This is a genomic window from Cupriavidus mimosae, from assembly GCF_023952485.1.
Lineage (GTDB): Bacteria > Pseudomonadota > Gammaproteobacteria > Burkholderiales > Burkholderiaceae > Cupriavidus > Cupriavidus taiwanensis_C.
This window is the reverse complement of sequence record NZ_JALHRY010000001.1, coordinates 61028-81590: the sequence shown is the minus strand read 5'-3', so window position 1 is coordinate 81590 and position 20563 is coordinate 61028. Positions and strand designations below refer to the sequence as shown.

Annotated in this window: 17 protein-coding genes; 7 read left to right on the top strand and 10 right to left on the bottom strand. The window is 70.5% G+C overall.

Features of this window, described 5'->3' with window-relative positions; translation table 11 throughout:
• Nucleotides 1-10: 10 nt before the first annotated feature.
• The 3 genes from MKD50_RS00395 to MKD50_RS00385 are packed head-to-tail and all read right to left on the bottom strand — an operon-like array spanning nt 11 to nt 2690.
• Nucleotides 11-868 (bottom strand): alpha/beta hydrolase family protein, encoded by an 858-nt coding sequence (locus MKD50_RS00395; RefSeq protein WP_115702244.1) that lies wholly within the window; start codon nt 866-868, stop codon nt 11-13.
• Nucleotides 855-2060 (bottom strand): DUF3182 family protein, encoded by a 1206-nt coding sequence (locus MKD50_RS00390; protein ID WP_115702246.1) that lies wholly within the window; start codon nt 2058-2060, stop codon nt 855-857. The genes MKD50_RS00395 and MKD50_RS00390 overlap by 14 nt, the downstream gene beginning before the upstream one ends.
• A 60-nt stretch (nt 2061-2120) precedes the next feature.
• Nucleotides 2121-2690 carry a low affinity iron permease family protein gene (locus MKD50_RS00385; protein ID WP_115702248.1) on the bottom strand — a complete coding sequence of 190 codons (570 nt, stop codon included), beginning with the start codon at nt 2688-2690 and terminating at the stop codon, nt 2121-2123.
• Between the two features lie 363 nt (nt 2691-3053).
• Here MKD50_RS00385 and MKD50_RS00380 point away from each other — a divergent pair, with 363 nt between their 5' ends.
• Both MKD50_RS00380 and MKD50_RS00375 read left to right on the top strand, forming a co-directional pair.
• The gene (locus MKD50_RS00380; RefSeq protein WP_115702249.1) at nt 3054-3521 is read left to right on the top strand and encodes a CBS domain-containing protein; all 468 of its coding nucleotides are present in this window, start codon (nt 3054-3056) and stop codon (nt 3519-3521) included.
• A gap of 23 nt (nt 3522-3544) precedes the next feature.
• The gene (locus tag MKD50_RS00375) at nt 3545-3871 is read left to right on the top strand and encodes a BON domain-containing protein (RefSeq protein ID WP_252666042.1); all 327 of its coding nucleotides are present in this window, start codon (nt 3545-3547) and stop codon (nt 3869-3871) included.
• A gap of 84 nt (nt 3872-3955) precedes the next feature.
• Here MKD50_RS00375 and MKD50_RS00370 read toward each other — a convergent pair whose 3' ends face one another.
• The 5 genes from MKD50_RS00370 to MKD50_RS00350 all read right to left on the bottom strand — a co-directional run bounded on the left by MKD50_RS00370 (nt 3956) and on the right by MKD50_RS00350 (nt 8595).
• Nucleotides 3956-4417 (bottom strand): PRC-barrel domain-containing protein, encoded by a 462-nt coding sequence (locus MKD50_RS00370; RefSeq protein ID WP_018005539.1) that lies wholly within the window; start codon nt 4415-4417, stop codon nt 3956-3958.
• A 59-nt stretch (nt 4418-4476) separates the two neighbouring features.
• The gene (locus MKD50_RS00365; RefSeq protein WP_240071221.1) at nt 4477-5067 is read right to left on the bottom strand and encodes a DUF6861 domain-containing protein; all 591 of its coding nucleotides are present in this window, start codon (nt 5065-5067) and stop codon (nt 4477-4479) included.
• Between the two features lie 107 nt (nt 5068-5174).
• Complete coding sequence (locus MKD50_RS00360; RefSeq protein ID WP_252666041.1) at nt 5175-5906, bottom strand: hypothetical protein; 732 nt, start codon at nt 5904-5906, stop codon at nt 5175-5177.
• A gap of 217 nt (nt 5907-6123) precedes the next feature.
• Nucleotides 6124-7035: a sensor histidine kinase gene (locus MKD50_RS00355; protein WP_252666040.1), complete on the bottom strand. Its 912-nt coding sequence runs from the start codon at nt 7033-7035 to the stop codon at nt 6124-6126.
• A gap of 159 nt (nt 7036-7194) precedes the next feature.
• Entirely contained in the window at nt 7195-8595 is a 1401-nt protein-coding gene (locus MKD50_RS00350) for a sigma-54-dependent transcriptional regulator (RefSeq protein ID WP_018005543.1), read from the bottom strand.
• 384 nt (nt 8596-8979) lie between these two features.
• Here MKD50_RS00350 and MKD50_RS00345 point away from each other — a divergent pair, with 384 nt between their 5' ends.
• Entirely contained in the window at nt 8980-10038 is a 1059-nt protein-coding gene (locus MKD50_RS00345; protein ID WP_115681915.1) for a sigma-54 interaction domain-containing protein, read from the top strand.
• On the opposite strand, the gene MKD50_RS00340 is transcribed toward MKD50_RS00345, so the two are convergent.
• Both MKD50_RS00340 and MKD50_RS00335 read right to left on the bottom strand, forming a co-directional pair.
• Entirely contained in the window at nt 10023-11918 is a 1896-nt protein-coding gene (locus MKD50_RS00340; protein ID WP_252666039.1) for a hybrid sensor histidine kinase/response regulator, read from the bottom strand. The two genes, MKD50_RS00345 and MKD50_RS00340, sit on opposite strands and share 16 nt — an antisense overlap.
• Before the next feature lie 324 nt (nt 11919-12242).
• Nucleotides 12243-13247 carry an SDR family oxidoreductase gene (locus MKD50_RS00335; protein ID WP_252666038.1) on the bottom strand — a complete coding sequence of 335 codons (1005 nt, stop codon included), beginning with the start codon at nt 13245-13247 and terminating at the stop codon, nt 12243-12245.
• A 290-nt stretch (nt 13248-13537) separates the two neighbouring features.
• Between MKD50_RS00335 and ligD the strand changes: the two genes are divergently transcribed.
• From ligD to ku, 4 genes are all read left to right on the top strand, one after another.
• Nucleotides 13538-16330 carry a DNA ligase D gene (gene ligD / locus MKD50_RS00330; RefSeq protein WP_252666037.1) on the top strand — a complete coding sequence of 931 codons (2793 nt, stop codon included), beginning with the start codon at nt 13538-13540 and terminating at the stop codon, nt 16328-16330.
• Between the two features lie 127 nt (nt 16331-16457).
• Nucleotides 16458-16859: a hypothetical protein gene (locus MKD50_RS00325; protein WP_115702264.1), complete on the top strand. Its 402-nt coding sequence runs from the start codon at nt 16458-16460 to the stop codon at nt 16857-16859.
• Nucleotides 16860-17169: 310 nt separating this feature from the next.
• Nucleotides 17170-19206 (top strand): hybrid sensor histidine kinase/response regulator, encoded by a 2037-nt coding sequence (locus MKD50_RS00320; protein WP_252666036.1) that lies wholly within the window; start codon nt 17170-17172, stop codon nt 19204-19206.
• A gap of 216 nt (nt 19207-19422) precedes the next feature.
• Nucleotides 19423-20472, top strand: coding sequence for a non-homologous end joining protein Ku (gene ku, locus MKD50_RS00315; RefSeq protein WP_115702266.1), 1050 nt, complete (start codon nt 19423-19425; stop codon nt 20470-20472).
• Nucleotides 20473-20563: the final 91 nt, after the last annotated feature.

Sequence of the window (20563 nt, the reverse complement as noted above, 5' to 3'; positions counted from 1 at the left end):
GCGCGCGAGCTCAAGCGGCACCCGGCGCGCTGGCCGACTCGGGCTGCGGGGTTTCGAGCCCGGCGTCGGGCGCGGGCGGCGCGGGCTTTGGCGGCGCCGGTGGCACCGCGCGCTCGGCTGTGACCGGGCCGGCGCGGGCCACGGTGACCATTTCACGCAGCCAGTTGACCAGCATGCTGCTGTAGGTGCGCTGGAATTCCTCGTCGCTCAGCCCATGGTCGGCGCCCTTGATCACGCGGTAGGTGAGCGAGTTGGCATGGATGCAGGAATCGACATAGCTCATCACCACGGCATGGGGCACGATCTGGTCGTGCTCGGATTCGATCACCAGTACGTCGCCGGTAAACGCGGTGCAGGCGCGCAGCGCGCGATTGCTCGCGGGCGGCACCATGCTGCGCCGGTAGGTCACCAGGTCCTGCTCGCGGTGCAGCTGGCGCTTGGGCAGGTCCCAGCCCGTGTCCATGTACAGCGCCGGGGCCCGGAACGCCAGCCAGCGCACCTGTCGCAGGCTGCTGAGCAGCGCGGCCAGGTAGCCGCCATAGCTGCTGCCCACCACCGCGATCGCGTTGCGGTCCACCTCCGGCTGGCGCACCAGCACATCGTAGGCCGCCACCACGTCGGCAAGGTTGCGCGTGCGGCTGACGGTCTCGTATTGCGCGCGCGTGCCGGCATGGCCGGTCAGGTCGAAGGTCAGGCAGACGCAGCCCAGCCCCGTCACCTTGCGCGCCCGCGCCAGGTATTGCTGCTGGCTGCCGCCCCAGCCGTGCACGAACAACACACCCGGCAATTTGGTTTCCGGGCTGATCAGGGTACCGGCGATGGTGCCGCCTTCGCTTTCGATCTGCAGCAGTTCTTCATGCGTTGCCATCGGATTCAGGCTCCAGTCGTGCGTACTTGGTCAGGGGACCGACATGGCGGTCTTCGCCCTGGTAGTAGATCTCGGCGTCATCCGGCACGCGCACATCGTTGCCGTAGACCTCGCGCGTCGACGCCACCACGCGCGTGCGCGCGGGGTCGTCAAGCAGCGCCGCCAGCGCCACCAGTTCGGCACCGGTGGCACCGCCCACGCGCCAGGACTGCTCCAGCACGCCGCCGAGCATCTGCCCGCAATCGGCGTTGCCGGCCGGCGCGCCAAAGGCGACGTCGTAATTGCAGCGCGACAGCACCATGCCGCCGCCCTCGCCATAGCAGGCCAGCGCGGCCTCGTGGTACACCATCGCCGCGCGCACCGCGGCGAGGATGCGGGCGTCGAACGGGTGCTGCAGCAGCGCGTCAAAGCCGCCCCGCACCACGGTCAGGGTCGAGCCGCCGTAGACCTTCTGGCCGCGGTTGTTCTCGGTCAGCCCCTGCGTACCGCAATAGCTCGCTTCCAGTCCCGCCAGCACGACCTTGCCGACGCTGAAGGTCTGCGGCGCGCGCAGGTCGCGCTCCACCACCAGGCCGTTTTGCTCGACCTCGTCCGGGGCGAGCGCGGCCAGCGCTTCCTCCAGCGCGGCTTCGCCGTCGACCACGCGCTGGCCCAGCCCGCCGACACCGCCGGTATCCTTCAGCCGCACCGGCCCCAGCGTCAGCAGCCGCAGCGCCGCGATGCGCGCATCGCCGAGGCTGAACGCGGTAAAGCCTGGCAGCGTGGCGCCCACCACGCGCCGCACGAAGGTCTCGGACCAGCCTCGTGGCGCCGCGGCACCGGGCTCGACCAGGCCGTGCGTGATCGCCTTGGTGGCGACGAACGCATACGGCACCACGCCGCCGAAGAGATCGCCCTCGCCCTGCACGCCCAGGCTTGCCGCCAGCTCTTGGCCGACCAGCGTCTGCGCCGGCACCAGGTACGGCGCGGGCCGTCCCGCTGCTGGCCCGGCGTAGCCGCCGGCGAACGGCTGGCCGGCAATCCGGGCCACCTTGCGGGCAATATTGGCAAGGGTCATGCCATGGTGGCTGTCGGCCCGGTCCAGGGTCTCGCAGCCGTAGGCCATCACCGGGCGGCTGCCCTGCTGCGCGGCTGCCGGTCCCGCAGCCGGCAGCACCGGTTTTCGCTTGCTTGCGTTGCTGGATGCGGTCACGGCCTGCTCCTGTTTCGGTTGGTCGCATGGATCCTGCGCAAGGGGCCGCTGGCCGGCAAGCTAGGAGGCTGCCGAGGCGGGGGTTGCGGGTGCGCCGCCGGCGGTCGCGGCGGGCGGATGCCCGCGCGCGGCCCGCGCGTGACGCTTGGCGGCATGGTTTTCGCGCGCCTCGTCGAGCGAATGGCTGGTCTTGATGCCGTCTTCCTGGTCCGCCAGCTCGGCCAGCTGGCGGTAGAAGCTGACCAGCTGGCGCAGTTCTTCCTCGTCCAGGTCTTCGATCGACACCAGCATGTTGCTGGCCTCGCGGTGCGAGGCCAGCAGTTCGTTGAGCTTCAGGTGGACCGCCACGGCGTCCTTGTTCTGGCTCTGCTGGATCAGGAACACCATCAGGAAGGTGACGATGGTGGTGCCGGTATTGATCACCAGCTGCCAGGTTTCGGAGTACCCGAACATCGGGCCTGTGAGCGCCCACGCCACCACCACGCCGACAGCCAGCACGAAGGCGGTCGGCGACCCGGCATGGCGCGTGGCGCCGCCGGCAAAGCGGTCGAACAGGTGCAGCACGGTGGCACGTTTGCCGGCGCCGGGCCGATGGCCAACGCCGGGCAGGATGGGGCTGGATTTGCGCATCGTTGCACTCCCACGGATAAGTCGCCGGATTGGCCGCCGGGACTGATGATGGCTTGGGCGGCATGCTGATTTCATTGTATGGAGCGCATGGCCAATGTGCAGCGGGCGCAGTCCTACAACGGGCGCAGCACTTGCCGCGCCCTACTCCTTTCGTTTCTACATCGGGTGATAAATCTTGCCGGCAGCGTGACCGCGTTCATGCGCGCGGGGCGTGCGCGGGCGACGGGAACGCTTCTTGCGCCGCATGCCATGACGAAGCGGCGACTCCCGGTGCGCCGGTGGCTGCCGGCGCCGGAACGCCGCCCTGTTGACCAGGGCCCGATCCGCACCCGGTGTCGGTCCCACCAGCAAACGGAGCCAGCCATGTTCCAGTCTCCCGCCACCCAACCCCGCGCGCCGCGCCGCGTCGTCGACATCATGACGCGCCAGCCGGCCTATATCACCCCCGATGAAACCATCCAGCATGCCGCGCAGCTGATGGCGGACCTGCACGTCGGCTCGCTGCCGGTCTGCGACGGCCGGCGCCTGGTCGGCATGCTGACCGACCGGGATATCACCGTGCGCGCCACCGCCGGCGGCCAGCCGCCGCAGGCCACGCGCGTGGCCGATGCGATGTCGCCGCAAGTGCAATGGTGCCTCGAAGACGAATCGCTCGAAGACGCGCAGCACAAGATGGAAGCCGCGCAGGTGCGGCGCCTGCCGGTGCTCGATCACGACCATACCCTGGTGGGCATCGTGTCGCTCGGCGACCTCGCCAGCAAGGGTGCCGATACGCGCGATTCCGGCGAGACGCTGGCGTCGATCTCCACGCCTTCGGCGCCCGCGCGCTGAAGCCGCATCGACCAGGAGCCGCGATGAGCGCAAACCCTTCCGCCGATGACGAAGCCCTGCGCGTGGCCGTACGCGCCCAAATTGCCGCGGCCTTCGATGGCCGCTTTCCGGACGACGTGACGCTCGAGGTGGTGGACCGGCGCGTCACCGTGCGCGGCTGCGTGGAAGACGTAGACACCGCGCAGCGCGTGGAAAAGGCCGCGGCGGTCAGTCCCGGCGTGCTGGGCGTGCATAACGCGCTGTCGACGCGGCAGCCGCCCGCGCCCGAGCCGCAGGGACAGCCCGCCGGCAGCGGCAGGCACGCCGACCCGGCCGACAAGCCGGCCGGGCAGGTGAACCACAAGGTCTGAACGACAACGCTCAACGACAAGGCGCCGGAGGTTTGCTCCGGCGCCCTGGCGTTTACGAGGTGCTAATGGCCCGATGAGTTGTGATCAACCCCAAGGGTCATAGCGGTCGGCTTCCCAGTACGGCGAGATGCCGTAGTACTGGTGGATGCTGGTAGCCCATTGCGAGTCGGCCATGGTCGGCCAGTGGTCCTTGTCGAAGCCCGGCGCGGCCTTGAGCCGGTCTTTCTCGACGCCGAGCACGAAGCACTTGCGCCGCGTGTCCAGCGTCAGCGCGGACCACGGCAGCGCGAACAGCTTTTCGCCAATGCCGAGGAAGCCGCCCATGGCCAGCACGGCATAGGCGACGCGGCCGCCGAGCACGTCGATCATGATGTGGTCGATGGTGCCGATGTCGTCGCCGGCCGGGTCAACCACCTTGTTGCCCTCGAGCGTGTCGGCCGCCATCACGAACGGGCCGGGTCCCGGGGAATTGCGGTCGATGCCGCCGACGATCGAGGCGCCGTGCGGATGTTCGGCGCCGGGCGTTTCAGGTTGGACTGGATTCATGGATACCTCCGTTTGGCTGCTCGGGAAGCGGGTTGGGGCGAAATGCGTAGCGCGATGCGCTAGCGGCGTGCGCGCGTGTCGGCCGGCACCGGCGGTACCAGCGGATCGAAGTCGGCCCAGCGGCCATCGACCCACTGGCCGTCGGCGCGCTCGACATCCTTGGCGCCGCCCTGGCGCAACACGGTCGCGACCGTGTCAGCCGTGGCGGTGTCGGTGCTGGTCAGGTGCGCAGCCAGCACGACCCCGGCATTGCGCACCGGCGGCTGGCCGGTGCGCGGGTCGCGCCCGGCATGGCGCGCCAGCGCCAGCGCGCCCGCGAGCGAGCCCAGGTAGGCACCCAGCCCGACCGCGAATATCAGCACCAGGATCGACAGCGGTGGCGTCGCGCCCAGCGCGGCCACCAGCGCCGCACCGACCGCGGCGCCCACGGCCGCGCCGATCAGCACCCCGCTGATGGCGCCCACGCCCGCTTTGCGCGCGCCGGCGTCGGCGGCGTGGTCGCCGCCGATGGCATAGGCGGCGTGCTGCCCGGGCGGGTTCACGTAGAACAGGTTCAGGTCGTGGTCGGCAAACCCCTGCGCGCGCAGCCGGCTTGCGGTGGTCTCGGCGGTGGCGAAGCTGTCGAAGCGGCCGGCGATGATGGCGGACATGGTGGCTCCTTTTCGTTCATCGATGTGTTCGGAACCGCGGCGGGGCCGGTGGCAGCCACGCCGCGGCGCTTGGACTCAAGGTGGACTAAAGGGGGCAGGCACGCTCCTCAGCGCTTGGCCGACTTGCCCGGCTTGGCGGACTTGGCCGCAGTCCTCGCCCCGGCCTTGCCCCCGGCCGCTGCTCCGGTCTTTGCGGCAGGCTTGGCTGCGCGCTTGGTAGCGGGCTTGGTAGCGGACTTGGCGGCAGGCTTGGCCGTCGCCGACCTGGTCGCAGCGGAGCCGGTGGTTGCGGACCTGGTCGTGGACTTGGCAGCAGTCCTGGCCGGCGACTTCGCGGCCGGCATGTCGCCCGCCTTCGAACCCGCTTTCGCGCTCGCCTTCGCGCCCATCTTTGCAGCGGGCTTGGCCGAGCGCCCAGACTCCGCGGCTGCGCCCTTGCGCTGGCCGGCCGGCTTCGCGCCTAGCGGCTGTTCCTGGCTGCCCTCCCTGAGCTTCCAGTCGACGTCGTCGCGCGCGGTCTGCGTCTTCTTCTCGGCATGCATGGCAGCGCTGGGCGAGATCGGATCACTGGCCGGGAAGGTCATCTCAAGCGAATCGTCGACGGCGGCCTGGTAGGTCTTGGCTTCCTTGCCGCGCGGCCGGGTGCCCGCGGCCGGCTTGCCGGCTGCGCCCTTGCCCGCGGACGGGCCACTGCTGCGGGTGGCCGGCGCGGTGCCGGCGCGCGCCGATGGCGCGGCCCTGGTGGACTGCGCGGACCGCGTAGCGGTCGCGGACTTCGCCCGGGACGGCTTCTGTGCAACCTGCTCGGCCTGGGCGGACTTGCGGCTGGCGTTGGGCATGGTTGTTCCCTCCTTGGTTTAGGGTGCTTGATCCATGCAAGGGGCGGGCCAGAAGCTGATCAGCGGCCCTGCACGCAGGCAGGCGCTTCAGCGCGCGTGTGAACGCTGCCGTACCATGGCGCGCGGCCAGCGCGCGATGGCGTCGCGGGCAAGTGGTACGCGTAGCGTTGGCGCCGGCCGGGTAAAAACTACATCGATAGCGGCAGCGGAGCCGCCTTCAGGCCTGGCGCATATGGCGCGGGAACCGGACCGCGATGCAGACGCTGACCTTGTCGCTGTCGCAGCCGTCGCTCTCCGCGCTCAGCACGGCGCCGTGCATTTCCACCATGCGCCGCGTCAGCAGCAGTGCGCTGCTTTGCCGGGACGGCGGCTCGCCGCCCTGCGGCGGACGGCGGCCGAAGAAGTCGGTCAGAGCCGCCAGCCGGCTGGCGCCGCGCTGCGAATCCAGCGGCGGGCTTTCGGTAATGCGCAGCTTGACGTAGTCGGGCTCGCTGAACAGGTGCACGCTGACCGCGCCGCCCGTGGGGGCGCGCCAGATGCAGTGCACCAGCAGGTGCCGCAGCAACGGCGCCAGCCGCATGGCATCCCCATCGATCCGGTAGGCGGCGGCATCCGGCGCGTCCGGGGCCGCGCCCGGCTCGGCGGTCGCAGCCTCCGACCAGATCGCAGAGCCGTCCGCGCTCAGCGGTGACAGCAGCACGCCGCGCGCCTCGGCCGCATGGCGCCGGTCGGCGATGGCCTGCAGCGCCAGCGCGCGCAGGTCCAGTTGCTGCCAGCGGGGCGGGGCCTCGTCGGCCAGCAGCCGCACCCCCTCTTCCATTTCCTCGATCAGTGCCAGCTGCTGCTGCATGCCCGAGCGGATGCCGTCGAGCGCGCGCTGCGCCGGCGCCGGCGTGGTATCGAAGGCGCGGTCCAGCACGTAGGCCCAGCTCTGGATGGCGTTCAGCGACGAGCGCAGGTCATGCGCGGATTGCTCGATCAGCGTGCCGACCTCCTGCACGCTGCGCACCGGCTGGACGCTGCCGTTGCCGGCCGCGGCCTGCGCGTTCGGCGCCAGCGCGTCGGACGGCCGCGCGGAATCTGGCTCAGAGTTGCCCGGCAAGCCGGACGGCGGAGATAGCTGCGTCATGTGCGGATCGGCCGCAACGGCCCGTAGACATGGCAGGCCGGATCGGCCGGAGACATTGCCATGCTCGGAAGCAAGAAACGTGCTCCACGCGCCCATGCCGCCACCGCAGCCGCCGCGCGCACCGGCCATCCCCGTGGTCCCAAGGGATCGCGCACGCCGTCATCCGGTTGCGGACGGGCCCGAGTCGTTGCGCGAGGCCCGCAGCCACTCTGGCAATTCGCCACGGGCGGCATAATCTTCCAGCCGGTTGTACAAAGTCTTCAGGCTGATGCCGAGGATTTCCGCCGCGTGCTTCTTGACCCCCGCGCACTGCTCGAGCGTGGCGAAGATCAGCTGACGGTCGGCGTCGGCCAGCGACATGCCCACCGGCACGGACACCACGGCCGCGCCCGGCGCCTGCGTGGCCGCGACCTGCAGCGGCACCTGCGCCTCCGTGATGAGATCGTCGTCGGCCATGATGAAGGCGCGCTGCACGAAGTTGCGCAGCTCGCGCACGTTGCCGGGCCACGCGTGCAGGCGCAGGCTGTCGAGCACATTGGGCGCGAAGCGGCGTTGCACGCCCTGCTCGGCATTGAGCTGGTCCAGCATCATGTTGGCGATCTGGATGACATCGTCGCCGCGCGCGCGCAGCGGCGGCAGCTCCACCGGGAAGACATTGAGCCGGTGGAACAGGTCGGCGCGCAGCTTGCCGTCGGCGACCGCTTCCTCGGGGTTGCGGTTGGTGGCGGCCAGCACGCGCACGTCGGCATGGCATTCGCGGTTGGTGCCGACCCGCATGAAGGTGCCGGTCTCGAGCACCCGCAGCAGCTTGACCTGCAACTCGGCCGGCATCTCGGTGATTTCGTCGAGGAACAGCGTGCCGCCGTCGGCGCGCTCGAAATAGCCCTTGTGCTGGCGATCCGCCCCGGTAAAGCTGCCGCGCTCGTGGCCGAACATCTCGCTTTCGATCAGCGTGGGCGAGATCGCGCCGCAGTTGACTGCCAGGAACGGCTGGCGCCGCCGCGCCGACAACTCGTGCACGGTCTGCGCGGCGAGCTCCTTGCCGGTGCCGCTTTCGCCGATCAGCAGCACGGTGGCCTCGGTGGGCGCCACACGGGCGAGCTGGTCGTAGACCGCCTGCATCACCTCGGAGCTGCCCATCAGGCGCCCGAAGCGGCCGTAGCGGCGCAATTCGCCACGCAGCGAATGGATCTCGGCGCGCAACTCGCCGGTGGTGGCCAGGCGCTTGAGCACGGTCTGCAGCCGCGCGACGTTGATGGGCTTGACCAGGTAATCGGTGGCGCCGGCGCGCAGCGCTTCCACCGCGCTCTCCACGCTGGCGTAACCGGTGGTCAGGATCACCTCGACGCCGGAAGCGCCGACCTCTTCGAACAGCTCCATGCCGTTGCCGTCGGGCAGGCGCAGGTCGGCCACGATGGCTTCCGGCATGCGCCAGCCGATCTGCAGGCGCGCTTCACGCAGCGTGCCGGCGGTGGCCGAGGTGAAGCCTTCCATGGCTACGATCTCGGCCAGGGCGGCGCATGCGTTTTCGTCGTCATCGACAATCAGGATGTGGGGCATACGATCCGTCAGTGAGACCTAATGGAAACTCAAGGCAAAGCCCCGGGCGCTGCCTTCCGCAACCGCAACGCCGGCCGGCACCGGGGTCCGCGGAAATCCGCCGGCGCGCCTCATGCGTGGCGCGTACGGCAGCCTTGGCAGGCACAGAAGGGCACGGCCCTGACTGCGGATTCTGGTCCGCGGGGGCGGGTCCACACTGCGTAATGCCAGTCTAAGCCCGGGCAGGCACGGTCGTTGCCGGTGTCCGTCTGACACAGCTGTCGGAACTTGCCGCGCAGGTGCGCGCCGCTATGGCAAGCCCCCACGCCAAAGGCTAGCATAGGAACTTCTCCCGGCAACCCGCCACCTGCAACCCTCGATCGGCCGATTTCGGGCCAGCAACCCGTGCCAGTGACCGCCAGCACTTCGCGGCGCAGCAACGCCGCCTCTTCCAGCCACGGCGCCAGCCACGGCGCCGGCACCGCGCCGGCCAGCGAACCCGCGCCGCGCCGCGCCGTGCCGTCGCAGGTGTCGCTGCTGTGGGAAAGCACCGCGCCCGCAATGCAGCGCCTGCTGGCGCAGATCGAGCGCGTGGCGCCCACCGATGTCACCATGCTGGCGGTGGGGGAAAGCGGTTCGGGCAAGGAAGTGGTGGCGCGCGCGGTGCATGAACGCAGCGCCCGCCGCAACGGCCCCTTCATCGCCGTCAACTGCGGAGCGATCCAGCCCACGCTGATCGAATCCGAACTGTTCGGCCACGAAAAGGGAGGCTTTACCGGCGCCATCGAGCAGAAGGCGGGCTACTTCGAGCAGGCCCAGGGCGGCACGCTGTTTCTCGACGAAGTCACCGAGATGCCGCTTGAGATGCAGATCAAGCTGCTGCGGGTGCTGGAGGGCCGCACCTTCCACCGCGTCGGCGGCGATACGCTGATCGCCACCGACGTGCGCATCCTCGCGGCCACCAACCGCGACCCGGTGGAAGCCGTGCGCGGCGGCCAGCTGCGCGAGGACCTGCTGTACCGGCTGGCGGTGTTCCCCTTGCATATCCCGCCGCTGCGCGAGCGGCCCGACGATATCGTGCCGCTGGCACGCCACTTCCTGGCCGAGTACAACGCCATGGAGCGCACCGACAAGAGCTTCTCGGCGGGTTCGCTGGACCGCCTGGTGCGCTACGACTGGCCCGGCAATGTGCGCGAGCTGAAGAACGCGGTTTACCGCGCCTTTATCCTCGCCGACAAGGTGGTGGAGATCGGCAACCCCAACCTCGCCACGCAGGCGCCGCGGCCGACCACCGTCGACGGCGTGGTCAACGTGCGCGTCGGCACCACCCTGGCCGACACCCAGCGCGAGATCATCATGGCGACGCTGGCGCGCTTCGACGGCGACAAGCGCCAGGCCGCGCGCGCCCTCGGCATCAGCCTGAAGACGCTCTACAACCGGCTCGACGCCTACCGCTCCTTGTGAGGCCCCGGGGCTCTTGCCGGCAGCGGCTCGGCCAGGGCCCGCGACAGGGCCTCGATCGACAGCGGCTTGGTCAGGTGCGCGTCGAAGCCGGCCTGCCGGCTGCGGCGCTGGTCCTCGGCGGTGCCGCGCCCCGACAGCGCCAGAAACTGCACCGTGCGGCCGCGCAGGTCCTTGCGCAGCGCTTCCAGGACTTCATAGCCCGACATGTCGGGCATCTGCAAATCGAGCAGCACGCAGTCGGGCCGGAACGCCGCGGCCACGCCGACTGCCTGCTGGCCGCTGTGCACCGCCTGGGCCTCGTGGCCAAGCAGGGTCAGCAGTTCGGCCATGCTGTCGGCGGAGTCGACATTGTCATCGACCACCAGCACGCGCCGGCACGGCGCCCTGCCCGGCGCCAGCGTGGTGGGGTCGGCCGGACGTGCGCTGGCGCGCGGCAGGATCACGGTGAAGGTGCTGCCCTTGCCCGCGCCCGGGCTGTCGGCCTGGATCGCGCCGCCATGCGCTTCGAGGATGGCCTTGGCCAGCGCCAGGCCGATGCCCAGCCCGCTGCGGCTGCCGGCATCGCTTTCCTGCGTGAACAGGTTGAAGATCCGGTCCAGCGCCGCGCGTTCCAGCCCGCGGCCGGTATCCGACACCGCGGTGATCACGCGCTCGGCCTCCACGCTGACATGCACGCAGACGGTTCCCCCGCGCGGCGTGTACTTGGCGGCGTTGCTGAGCAGGTTCAGCAGCACCTGCCCGAGCCGCGCGGCATCGGCCCGCACAAAGGGCGAGACCTCCGGCAGCGCCACCACCAGTTGCTGGCCTGACGCTTCCAGCGTGGGACGGATTGCTTCCAGGCTGGTAGCGATCACTTCGTTATAGGACGTCGGCGTCAGCTCCATCTTGAGCTTGCCGGCAGTCACGCGGCCCACGTCGAGCAGGTCGTTGACCAGCCGCTCCACCTGGCGCAGCTGTCGGTCGATGATCTCGGCGCAGCGGCGCACGCGCGGCCCGGTGTCGGGGGTCAGCACGATCACTTCGACGGCATTGCGCACCGGCGCCAGCGGGTTGCGCAGCTCGTGGGCGAGGATGGCGAGGAAGGACTGCAGGCGGCGGTTGCCGGCATCGAGCATTTCCAGCCGCAGCGCATCGCTGAGGTCGCGCGCGGTCCACAGCAGGCCTTCGGGACAACCGGCCGCGTCGCGCACCAGCACCATGCGCGTGGCGCAGCGCATTACCGAGCCGTCCTTGCGCGCCAGCCGTTCTTCGCCAGCCCATTGGCCGCAGGCCCGTGCCGCCTCCAGCGCGGCCTGCGGGCGGCCCGCGGCGGCGTCCTGGCGGGTATAGAGCCAGGCCAGCGGCCGGCCCGCCGCCTCTTCGGCGGTATGGCCGGCAAGCGCGCGCGCGCCCGCGTTCCAGCTGCGGATGGTGCCGTCGAGCGAGAGTTCGCAAACCGCGGTGCAGGGCAGGTTATCGGCCAGCAGGCGCAGCTTGTCGTCGGCCAGGCGCGCGTGGTCGGCGGCGGCCTGCTGCACGGTGGTGTCGCGGCAGGACACGATAAAGCCCGTGCCCGGCGCGCCATCGGGCAGGTCCGCCGCGTCCATGCACCGCATGTCGCAGCTGGCCCGCAGCAGGCTGCCGTCGCGGCGCACGCGCCAGCCTTCGTCGCGCGCCTGGCCGCTTAGCTCGGCCGCATCCAGCCATTGCTGCGCCAGGCCCGCGGCAGCGTCCTGGGGACGGTGCAGCCGCGACACATGACTGCCGACGATCTCCGCGGCACTGTAGCCAAACAGCCGGCGTGCCGGTTCGGGCCACGCCACGATCACGCCATGCGCGTCGAGTTCGAACACCGCGCAATCCTGCACCGCGTCAAGCAGGCGGCGATACCGTTGCGCCAAATGGAGGGAGTCTCCGTCCGACGCCAGGCCGCCGGACGATTCCACGAGGGTCGAGCGAACTTCCGTTGCCGCTTGCATCCCGGTCATGATCACATTCGGTAGATCGGATTGTCGACGGTCTGGCCTGCGTAGCGCGCAGCCACGGCCGGCGCAGAGGCACAGCGCCAAATGCCCGCGAGGCGCGGGCATTCAAGTCAATAATAGGCGCTCGCTGCCCTTGCGCCACCCGATATCGCGGCGCAAGCGACGCACGGCGCGTTCCGGGGAGTCAGAGAACGGCGGCCCGCCGCACGCATGCCGTCGGCGGCGGTGGGCGGCGCAGCGCTAGCGGCGGCGCAGCTGGACCATGGCCGCGACCGCGGCGGAGGCCCCGACCACCAGCGCGGTGGTCAGCATGGGGTAGCGCGCGGTGGTGGTGTACGGGCATGAATGTAGCGCGGCGTGGGTGCCGGTGCGCTCCTGCAGGCCGCTGCCGCTGCCGTAGAGCGCGTTGTCCTCGAGCGGGCCGGCCGGATGGCGGGTCTGCTGGGCGCGGCCCATGAAGCGGCGCATGAAGCGGTCGAAGGTGTGCGGCGCATGGTACGCGGCGGCCGAGAAGGCCTTGGCCGCCGCGCCCACGAACAGTTCGCGGCGCGGGTTTTCCGCGGCGAACAGGATCGCGGCGGCGGCCAGGGCCGGGTCGTACAGCGGCGGCGGCAGGCGCGGCTCGACGTCGAGGAAGTTCTTGGCGTGCATCGCCAGCGGAGTTTCCAGGCCGGCGGGCTTGATCAGCGTCACGCTGACCGGGGCCTGCTCCTGCTCCAGCTCCAGCCGCAGCGAATCGGTGAAGCCCTTGATCGCATGCTGCGAGGCCGAGTAGGCGCTCTGCAGCGGCATCGGGCCGTCGGCGGCCTCGCTGCCCATGTTGATGATGGCGCCGCCACGCTCGCGCAGATGTGCCGCGGCCGCCAGCGAGCCATGCACGGTGCCCCAGTAGTTGGTGTCGAACAGCCGCCGCTGGTCTTCCAGCGGCACGTCGCAATGGCGCCCGAAGATGGTCACGCCGGCGTTGTTGATCCAGGTGTCGAAGCCGCCGAAGCGCTCGATCGCGGCATGCGCCACTTTGCCGACTTCATCGTGCCGGCCGACATCCGCCACCACCGTGATCACTTCGGTGCCCTGCTCACGCAACTCTTCCGCCAGCTGGTGCAGCGACCCCTCGCTGCGCGCCACCAGCACCAGGCGTGCGCCCTGCTGCGCCGCCTTGCGCGCGGTGACCAGCCCAACGCCGCTGCTGGCGCCGGTCAGCACAATGACCTGCGAGCTGATTCTCTTCAAGGTGGGTTTCATCTGCCGCTTCCTCCAGTGGGGAGGCCCGGCCCGGCGCCGGGCGTATCGGTGAGAAGTCGCAAGGAGCGTTCCCGTCGCGGCCCCGCCGTGACCGCGGCGGCGGGGCATGACGTCCACGGCAGATTTACAACGACGGGTAAGAACCACATGGCGCCGCGGGCGCATCGCGGCGATGACCGCTGCCGCGCCGTTCCCGGTTGCCCGCTCCGTGCGGTATGTAGGACGGGCGCCGATTTCAGCGCGGCCATGTGCTGCCTAAGCTGGATGCATCCACGCAACCGGCGACCGCCATGGCCAAGACCACTTCGCAGGACTCGCGCGCACCGCGCGCCGCTGGCAAGCGTGCGGCGAAGCCTGCCGCCAGGACGACCTCGGCGAAGTCCGCCACCAAGCCCGCCACTAAGCCGGGCACCAAGCGCGCCGCCAGCGCGCGCCCCGCGGCACGCGGCGCGGCACCGGCTCCGGGCACGCCCGCTGCGCTCGAAAAATACCTTCGCATGCGCGACTTCGGCGCCACGCCCGAGCCCAGCGGCGCCGCTGCCCGCGCCGCACCGCGCCAGCGCGCTGCGGCGCTGTCTTTCGTGATCCAGAAGCATGCGGCACGGCGGCTGCACTACGATTTCCGGCTTGAGCTGGGCGGCACGCTGAAGAGCTGGGCCGTGCCCAAGGGGCCCAGCCTGGATCCCGCCGACAAACGCATGGCGGTCCATGTGGAAGACCATCCGATGGACTACGCCGGCTTCGAGGGCGTGATCCCCGCCGGGCACTATGGCGCCGGCACGGTGATCGTGTGGGACCGCGGCACCTGGGTCCCGGTGGGCGACCCCGAGGCAGGCTACCGCAGCGGCAAGCTCAAGTTCGAGCTGCGTGGCGAAAAGCTGCACGGGCACTGGACCCTGGTGCGCATGCACGGCAGCCGGCAGAAGGAGCAGGACGCCTGGCTGCTGATCAAGGAACGCGACGACGCCGCGGTGCCGGCGTCGGAGTTCGACGTGGTCGAGGCCCTGCCCGACAGCGTGCTGGGCGGCACGCAGCCCAGGCCCACGGCCAAGCGCGCCGGCGCCGGCAAGGCAGCCGCGGCGGCCGAAGCCCCTACACCGCCAGCGCATGACGCCATCCGCGCGTTGAAACCGCCGCCCGGCGCATCGCGCGCGGCGCTGCCGCTGGCGCTGGCGCCGCAACTGGCGACGCTGGTCGAGAAACCGCCTGCCGATGCCGCGGCCTGGCGCTACGAGATCAAGTTCGACGGCTACCGGCTGCTGGCACGCGTCGACGGCAACGATGTGCGGCTGTTCACGCGCCAGGGCCACGACTGGACCAGCAAGCTGCGCGCGCTGGCGCGTGATGTCGGCGCGCTGGGCCTGCCCGACGGCTGGCTCGACGGCGAAATCGTAGTGCTCGGCAAGCACGGTGAGACCGACTTCCAGGCCTTGCAGAATGCCTTCGATACCTCGCGCGTCGAAGCCATCCAGTACTTTGTCTTCGACCTGCCCTACTTCGCCGGCCATGACCTGCGCAAGGTGCCGCTGGTGCAGCGCCGCGCGCTGCTGCGCCGGATCTTCGGGCACAACGCCTCGCCGCGCCTGCAGTTCAGCGAAGACTTCGAAGCCAGCGCCGGCGACATGCTGGACGCGGCGTGCCGCATGAAGCTCGAAGGCGTGATCGGAAAGCGCGCGGACGCTGGCTACGTCAGTGCGCGCAGTAATACGTGGATCAAGCTCAAATGCACCCTGCGCCAGGAATTCGTGGTGGCGGGCTTCACCGATCCCAAGGGCAGCCGCAATGGCATCGGCTCGCTGCTGCTGGGCGTGCACGACAGCGGCGGGCGCCTGCGCTACGCGGGCAATGTCGGCACCGGCTTCGACACCCGCACGCTCGACGAGCTGCGCGCGCAACTGGACGCGCTGCGTGCCGATGCGTCGCCCTTCCACACGGTACCGGTCGGCGTGCGCGGGCATTGGGTCAAGCCCAGGCTGGTGGCTGAAGTGTCGTTCGGCAGCTGGACCCGCGAAGGCCGGGTGCGCCATGCGGTGTTCCATGGCCTGCGCACCGACAAGCCCGCCGGCGCGGTCTCGGTGGAGCAGCCGGCGGCGCCCGCTGGTAAAGGCAAGGCGGCAGCCACGACGCGGGACAAGCCATCAAGCAGGCCCGAGTCCAGGCCAAAGGCGGGCGCGGCCAAGCGCCAGACCGCGGTGGGCGGCAAGGTCTCGATCAGCCACGCCGAGCGCGTGATCGACGCCGAGTCGGGCCTGACCAAGGGCGAGCTGGTGCGCTACTACGAACGCGCCGCGCCGCTGATGCTGCCGCACCTGCGCGGGCGCCCGATCGCGATGGTGCGGGCGCCCTCGGGCGTGGGCGGCGAGCAGTTCTTCCAGCGGCACAGCGACACGCTGCGCGTGGATGGCCTCAACGTGCTGGACCCGGGCCTGTGGCCGGGACACCCCGCACTGCTCGAGATCGCCTCGGCCGAGGCGCTGGTCGCGGCCGCTCAGCTCAACGTGGTGGAGTTCCACACCTGGAATGCGAGCAAGCGCAGCATCGACCGGCCCAACCGCATCATCTTCGACCTCGACCCCGGCGAGGGCGTGCCGTGGACACAGGTGCAGGAAGCGGCCGCGCTGATGAAATCGCTGCTGGACGAGCTGGGTCTGGCCAGCTTCCTCAAGACCAGCGGCGGCAAGGGCCTGCACGTGGTGGTGCCGGTGACGCCGCGCGCGGGCTGGGACGAGCTGAAGGATTTCGCGCGCGACGTGGTACTGCACGTGGCCGCGACACTGCCGCAGCGCTTCGTCGCCAAGAGCGGCGCGCGCAACCGGGTCGGCAAGATTTTCATCGATTACCTGCGCAACGGCATGGGCGCGACCACGGTGGCGGCATTCTCGGCGCGCGCGCGGCCCGGGCTGGGGGTATCGATTCCGGTGGCGTGGGAGGAACTGGACACACTGACCAGCGCCGCGCAGTGGACCGTCGCCAACGTCGAAGCGCGGCTGGACGCGCTCGAAGCGGCCGACCCGTGGGCGGACTACGCCGGCACCCGGCAGGCCATTACGCGCGCCGCGGCACGCCTGGCGCGCGCCGGATAGCCCCTGCGCCGGAGCTGTCGTGGCCCCTGGCCGGCGGCACATTTCTTGCCCCTTGGTGACGAGAATGTCCTGGCGATATCCATGTTGCGAATCACGCCAGGACGGCAACACCCAACGGAGACAGACCATGGCCCCACTCAAGATTCTCGCGAACCTGCACGCCGCTGGCAGCACCGGCGCGGCCCCGCGCGACCGCCGCGGCCTGCGCCGCCTGCTGCTGTCCTGTGCCATGCTGTCCTGCGCGGCAGCACCGGTGCAGGCCAAGCTGCCCCCGCCCACGCCCGAGCAGCAGCAGGCAGCCGAAGCCAAGAAGGCCAAGGAAGCCGAAACCGCCAAGCAGCAAGCCGACGCGCTGGCTGCGGTGCAGGACCGGATTGCCGCGCGCTTTGGCAAAGGCACCGACTACAAGGGCTGGACCGAGCCGGGCAAGATCCCGCAGAAGGCTGCCGAAGCGCCGCGCTCCACCGGCCCGCACGGCGGCACCTCGCCCAGCGCCGAGGCTCACAGCGGCGAGGCGGCGCGCCGCTAGCCTCGCGCACGCCGGCCCGGACGGCGGCATGCCGCCCCGTGCCCTCCCCGTCCGCGACGTTGCCCAGCCGGCACGCGTCTTGCCACTGCGAAGCGGAACGGCTCGCGCAAAATACCGCGGCCACGTTGATCACAAGGGGGACGGCGATGAACTGGGGGATGGGGGATTGCAGGATTTTCAAAGGCAGTACCGGCCACCGTGGTAATCCTTACACGCGGTGGGCGCGGAGCAGCGCGCTTTTACACGGCGCGGCGCCGCGGTGCTGCCCGTCATCGCGCGTTCGCGCCGGCGCGCCGCGCAGGGTGCAGCCATGAAGCCGCAAGCCAACCGCGCCCCGCTGATCCTGAACGTCGAGGATCGCGAAGGACCCCGCTACGTCAAGAGCCGCATTCTGCATCGCGGCGGCTTTTCCGTGATCGAGGCGGTCACCGGCCATTCGGCGCTGTCGCTGGTGCGCCAGCACGCGCCGTCGTTGGTACTGCTGTCGGCCAGGTTGCCGGACATCAGCGGCCTGGAAGTGTGCCGCCTGCTGAAAGAAGATCCACAGACCGCGCGCACGCTGGTGCTGCTGACCTCGCCCGGGCTGGCCCAGTCGCGGCAGCGCGTGGAGGCGCTGAACTGTGGCGCCGACGGCTACCTGGTCGAGCCCGCCGAACCCGAGGAAATGCTGTCCAGCATCCAGGCGCTGCTGCGCCTGCGCGGCGCCGAAGACGCCTTCCACCGCACCTCGCGCGCCCTGCACGAGCATGAAGACATGTTCCGCCAGCTCGCCGAATCGCTGGCCGACGTGGTGTGGATCCTCGATCCGTCGACGCGGCGGCTGCTGTTTGCCAGTTCCTCGCTGGCGACCATCTGCGGCCACTCGGCCGAGCAGCTGATGGACGACCCGCGCCTGTGCCTGCAGCGCGTCGCGCCGGCCGACCGCGCGCGCGTGGAAGCCGCCGTGGAGAGCATGCTGCGCGACGGCAGCATGGATATCGAATTCGCGGTGGCCTTGCCAGGCGGCGAGATGCGCGAAGTCCGCGCGCGCGCCTTCCCCATGCGCAGCCGTGGCGGCGCCGACGACACCGACAGCGCGCAGGCCGGTGCCGTCGGCCAGCCGCTGCGCATTGCCGGGATCTGCCAGGACGTGACGCTGCAGAACCGCGCCGGACGCACCTTGCGCGACGAGGAACGCCGCAAGGACCAGTTCCTGGCGATGCTGGCGCATGAGCTGCGCAACCCGCTGGCACCGCTGCGCAGCGCCGCCGATCTGCTGCAGCAGCTCGCGCCCACGCGCGAAGACATGTTCCGCGCGCGCGACATCATTGGCCGGCAGGTGCATCACCTGACCCGGCTGGTCGACGAGCTGCTCGACATCTCGCGCTTCAACCAGGGCCGCATCACGCTGCGGCAAGACCTGGTGGAGCTGCGCACCGCGCTCAATACCGCGGTGGAAGCCGTGCGTCCGGTGCTCGACGCCTACCGGCACACGCTGCGGCTGTCGCTGCCCGAGCAGCCGCTGCCGGTGCGCGGCGACCTGGTGCGCCTGACGCAGATCTTCAGCAACCTGCTGCAGAACGCTGCGGCATACACCCCCGCGGGCGGCATGATCTCGGTCGAAGCCGGCTTCGACGAGAGCACACCGGAGACCGTGCCGGATGCGGTCTCCGGCGGGCAAGTCACGGTGCGCGTGCGTGACAACGGCACCGGCCTGTCCGCAGCACTGCAGCGGCAACTGTTCGATCCGCTGGCCCCGCCCGACCCGGCCAGGGAGAACGACGCTCCCCCGGAGGCACCGCACAGCGCATTCCCGCATGACGGGCCGGGCATCGGCCTGACACTGGTGCAAAAGCTGGTGCAGCTGCACGGCGGCACCATTCGCGCCTTCAGCGCCGGCCCCGGCCAGGGCAGCACCTTCACCGTGACGTTGCCGGTCGAGCCGTGGCAGAACTGGCATCCCGGTTCCGGCAAGGCCGGCCCGCGGCGCAGCGTGCCGCGCCGCATCCTGGTGGTGGACGACAACGTCGACGCGCTCGAGGCCATGACGATGGCACTGCAGGCCATGGGGCACACCGTGGTGACCGCGCCCGACGGCCCCAGCGCGCTCGCGCGCGCCAGCGACGCGCGCCCGGACCTGGTGCTGCTGGACCTGGGCATGCCGGCCATGGACGGCTTTGAAACCGTGCGCCGCTTGCGCGCGCTGCCCGAACTGCGCGGCGCCAGACTGGTCGCGCTGACCGGCTTCGGCCAGCCCGAGGACCGCCGCCGCGCACTGGCGGCGGGATTCGACCAGCACCTGGTCAAGCCCGCCGACCTGGACGCGCTGACGCGGCTGTTGGATGAGCTGGACCAGCAGCAGGCCTAGCGCCATGCCTGCGCCGGCTGAAGCCTTTACCCGAGCCTTCAACAAGGAGCTATCCGTGCATACCACGCCCGATCCCGACATCCCGCCCCGCGAGCCCGAAGTCCCGCCGCCGGAGCCGCCGCCGGGCCCGCCCCAACCCGTGGAAGACCCGCCTCCGGGCGACATGCCGCCACCACCGCCGCAACGCGCGGGCGTCCGTGGCAAAGGAGCGATCAAGTGTCCCGCATCATCTGGAAAGGCGCCATTGCCTTCGGCCTCGTCAACATCCCCGTCGTGCTGCGCCCGGCATCGCGCAGCCAGTCGCTCGACCTGGACCTGCTAGACGTGCGCGACATGGCCCCGGTGGGCTACCAGCGCATCAACAAGAGCACCGGCAAGCCGGTCGACAAGGAGCATATCGTCAAGGGCTACCAGTACGCCAAGGACGAATACGTGCTGCTCAACGACGAAGATTTCCGCCGGGCCAATGTCGAGGCCACGCAGACCGTGGACATCGTCAGCTTTGTCGATGCCGAGAGCATTCCGCCGTACTACTTCGACACCCCGTACTACCTCGAGCCCGACAAGCGCGGCGAGCGCGGCTATGCGTTGCTGCACCAGACCATGCGCCGCACCGGCAAGGCCGCGCTGGCCCTGGTGGTGCTGCGTGCGCGCCAGCACCTGGCGGCGATGCTGGTGCACGACGACGCGCTGGTGCTGAACACCATGCGCTTCGCCGACGAAGTGCTGCCGATCTCGGAACTGCGCCTGCCCAAGGCGGTCAGCGGCAAGGCCACCGGCGCGCGCGGGCGCGAGATCGAGATGGCCGCCAAGCTGGTCGAAGACATGACCGAGGACTGGGCCCCCGAGCAATACCGCGACACCTACCGCGACGACCTGATGGCGCGCATCGAGGAAAAGATCGAATCCGGCAAGACCCACCAGCTGACACCGCCCGCGGAAGAGGAAGAAGCGCCGCGCCAGGGCGCCAAGGTCATCGACATGGTGGCGCTGCTGCGCCAGAGCCTGGGCAAGCGCGGCAAGGGCAGGCAGGAAGACGAGAGCGAGGCCGAGACCGAAGCCGAGCCCGCACGCCGCAAGACCCCCGCGCGGCACGCCGCCGCGCGCAAGCAGCCCGCCGCGAAGCGCGCCAGCGCCACGCCGGCCAAGCGCACGCGCAGTACCGGCTCAAAGACCACCAGCACCAAGCGCGCCGCCAAGAGCGAATCGCACGCGCCAGCCGCGCGCAAGGGCGCCGGCACGACGGGCAGGAAGCGCGCGGCCTGATCCGTTTCTACGGACTCAAACGTGCCGCTTGGGTACTCCCTCTCCCGCGTGCGGGAGGGGGCCGGGGTGAGGGCCAGCGTCTCGACAAAGT

What these genes read in the sequence shown, in the direction of transcription:
- MKD50_RS00395 (WP_115702244.1), bottom strand. Translation starts at nt 868, where the DNA reads ATGGCAACGCATGAAGAACTGCTGCAGATCGAAAGCGAAGGCGGCACC.
- MKD50_RS00385 (WP_115702248.1), bottom strand. Translation starts at nt 2,690, where the DNA reads ATGCGCAAATCCAGCCCCATCCTGCCCGGCGTTGGCCATCGGCCCGGC.
- MKD50_RS00380 (WP_115702249.1), top strand. Translation starts at nt 3,054, where the DNA reads ATGTTCCAGTCTCCCGCCACCCAACCCCGCGCGCCGCGCCGCGTCGTC.
- MKD50_RS00375 (WP_252666042.1), top strand. Translation starts at nt 3,545, where the DNA reads ATGAGCGCAAACCCTTCCGCCGATGACGAAGCCCTGCGCGTGGCCGTA.
- MKD50_RS00370 (WP_018005539.1), bottom strand. Translation starts at nt 4,417, where the DNA reads ATGAATCCAGTCCAACCTGAAACGCCCGGCGCCGAACATCCGCACGGC.
- MKD50_RS00365 (WP_240071221.1), bottom strand. Translation starts at nt 5,067, where the DNA reads ATGTCCGCCATCATCGCCGGCCGCTTCGACAGCTTCGCCACCGCCGAG.
- MKD50_RS00360 (WP_252666041.1), bottom strand. Translation starts at nt 5,906, where the DNA reads ATGCCCAACGCCAGCCGCAAGTCCGCCCAGGCCGAGCAGGTTGCACAG.
- MKD50_RS00355 (WP_252666040.1), bottom strand. Translation starts at nt 7,035, where the DNA reads ATGACGCAGCTATCTCCGCCGTCCGGCTTGCCGGGCAACTCTGAGCCA.
- MKD50_RS00350 (WP_018005543.1), bottom strand. Translation starts at nt 8,595, where the DNA reads ATGCCCCACATCCTGATTGTCGATGACGACGAAAACGCATGCGCCGCC.
- MKD50_RS00335 (WP_252666038.1), bottom strand. Translation starts at nt 13,247, where the DNA reads ATGAAACCCACCTTGAAGAGAATCAGCTCGCAGGTCATTGTGCTGACC.
- ligD (WP_252666037.1), top strand. Translation starts at nt 13,538, where the DNA reads ATGGCCAAGACCACTTCGCAGGACTCGCGCGCACCGCGCGCCGCTGGC.
- MKD50_RS00325 (WP_115702264.1), top strand. Translation starts at nt 16,458, where the DNA reads ATGGCCCCACTCAAGATTCTCGCGAACCTGCACGCCGCTGGCAGCACC.
- MKD50_RS00320 (WP_252666036.1), top strand. Translation starts at nt 17,170, where the DNA reads ATGAAGCCGCAAGCCAACCGCGCCCCGCTGATCCTGAACGTCGAGGAT.